The following is a 2485-nucleotide window of genomic DNA, read 5'->3' on the forward strand; positions in this document are numbered from 1 at the left end:
GACAAGCATCGTCATTTTATTATGGTCAGCCTCAGGGTGAAGTGTGTCTAATCAACAGGGTTTTCGGTCTCTAAGCACTTTTTAAAGGGAACTTCATCGACTCAAATCTCTATTTGCAACAGTGCCCAGCTCCACCAATTCCATATAAGAAGCCGCTCATTCGAGCGGCTTTTTTGTGCAAAAAACAAAACCTAACCCGCTATTTATCTTTGCTCGAAAAATTCTCCCTCAGCGAGTTAACCCAGCTTGAGAATTTATGTATTGAGTCACCGCCTTTACCAAGCAGTTCCCTTAGCTCTTCTTCGAAGTGCGTTTGCTTTTTCTCCTCCGGTTCGGGCAGCGGCGGCAGTATGTGGGCAAAGTAGGTTTTGTCGAGTAAGCGGTGCAGCATACGCTCGCCAATAAAAGGCTTATTGCTATTGAGCGCTCTGGCACCTTTTATGATGTTACGAATGTCGTATTGTGTCGGGCTTATATCAGGCACCTGTTTGGGAATATTCAGCAGTTTATACACACCAATACGGGCGGTGCGAATAGAGGCTTCCATGGTGAATATTATGTCATTGCGAGTTTCTACAAATTGTCCCACTAAGCCTAAATTCGTGCAGCCTTCAGGAACTACTCTGGGCCTGTCGCCTGCAGCTCTGGGCATAAACTGAGCTGTAATATAAGGCATAAGCGCAATGCGTATTTTGGTGTTGGCTATAACCTCATCTAACTGGTCTTCAATACCCAGATGATGGCAAAGCTCGGTCAGAATTTCTTTACCGGTGCATTCTGGCATGGTTTTGTTTACACGGTTGCCTTGCTTATCCATCAACAGGCCATAAACCCACAACACCAATGTGTCATCTGGCTGGTCGGGGAAGTGGGGTTGGCGATTACAGGTAACACTTAACAGCCAGTTGGAGTCAGTAAAAGTCACTATGCCGCCGGTTACGGTTCGACCGGAGTATGGGTCGTTTACTGATAAGGTTTTCAGTTTATCGACAAGGGGTGAGGGCTTGCAGGTAAGGGTGGCCGACTCCCATATAGACTTGTCTACGTCACCATAAAATTTTTCTGGCTTACCGAAAACGGGAGACTTCTTGGCGAGGTTCTTCCATAAGTTCCAGCCACTTTCGCTACCCGGGTCATGCCTTTCACAGTTAAGCTCCGGGGCATCATCCATACCGGCATAAGCCGTCTGTTCAGTCATTGATCCGGTGAGGGCGAACACTAAATCATTCTTGCCAACTTCAATATATTGCTCTTCACCTTTAACAACGGCCTGAATTCCGGTTACCGTCTTGTTGTCTCCGGTAATGCTCATATCAAGGTCATCTACTCTGGCTTCAAAGGTAAATTTCACTCCTTTTTCACGCAGAAAATTGGTCAGTGGCTTTATAAAGGTGTCGTACTGATTGTATTTAGGGAAAAGCAGAACAGACATGTCACCAAAGCCGTCAATTGAGTCCAGAAAACGATGCAAATAGAGCTTGGTTTCCAACACGCTGTGGCAGTTTTTAAAAGCAAACATAGTACGGAATAAAAACCAGAAGTTGCTTTGTAAAAAGCCTTCACTGAAATATTCCTCAATGCTTATGTCGTCTAACTCTTCCTTGCGTTTCAGCATTAAGCGGATAAGTTCCCATTGCTGAGATTTACTCAGCCCCATGTCTTCTGAGTCAAGGATCTCGCCGGACTTGTTAATTAAACGGGCCTTAGAGTAATTTGGGTCGTTGTCGTTTATCATTCGGTATTCATCGAGAACAGAATACTCTTCGGGAAGTTCAAGGGCGGGAATGTCCTGGAATAGATCCCAGAGGGTGTCGTAGTTCCAGTTCATTTCACGACCACCGCGAATGATGTAACCGTCTTCGAGGTTACCCGCACCATCCATAGAGCCGCCTTCTACACTCATTTCTTCTAAAATAGTGATATTTTCGGCGGGCATATGACCATCGCGAATTAAATAAAATGCCGCGGCAAGCCCCCCGATACCACCACCAATTATCCACGCTTTACGCTTTTCGACTCCTGGAGTTGGTAAGGTTTTATGACGCGAATAGGGCGATATAAAATCCCCCGGTGGCAAAGTGTTAAGCGGTTTATGGCACCAAAAACCGCCTGTTGCGTCAGGCTCATGTTCAAAACCCTCTGGTGCGGTTACCGAGATATCAAATTTCGCAATTGTCTTTTTAGCCATTACGGACTCCTTCCTTTACTGAATAGAAATACTTGCTGTTCTCGCTGATACCCTTAGTGGTATTGCGAACAGCACTTTCAGTTTAGTTGAATCGCCATCTTAGTCAATTAATGGAGGGTGTTCAAAATTCTGAGAAAATGTAGATGAACAATACAGTATCATCCTAGAACGGCTTTGTTGCATAAACATTCAAAAGCTGAGTTTTCCCCAATCCATTCAAATTTAAGTGACAACTTGGGTGTGAGGTCTACCTAATTCCGTAAATCTATTCAGAACTGCCACACGCGCATGAATTTC

At 44.9% G+C, this 2485-nt stretch carries 1 protein-coding gene; it reads right to left on the minus strand.

The window, feature by feature from the left end; translation table 11 throughout:
• Positions 1–199 precede the first annotated feature (199 nt).
• Positions 200–2188: an oleate hydratase gene (locus tag FTT77_RS17115; protein WP_166134746.1), complete on the minus strand. Its 1989-nt coding sequence runs from the start codon at positions 2186–2188 to the stop codon at positions 200–202.
• Positions 2189–2485: the final 297 nt, after the last annotated feature.

Origin of the sequence: Acinetobacter sp. YH01010 (genome assembly GCF_013420775.1) — a bacterium.
GTDB lineage: Bacteria > Pseudomonadota > Gammaproteobacteria > Pseudomonadales > Moraxellaceae > Acinetobacter > Acinetobacter amyesii.

Excerpts from the sequence above, each read along its gene's own strand:
- FTT77_RS17115 (WP_166134746.1), bottom strand. The coding sequence starts at position 2,188 with ATGGCTAAAAAGACAATTGCGAAATTTGATATCTCGGTAACCGCACCA.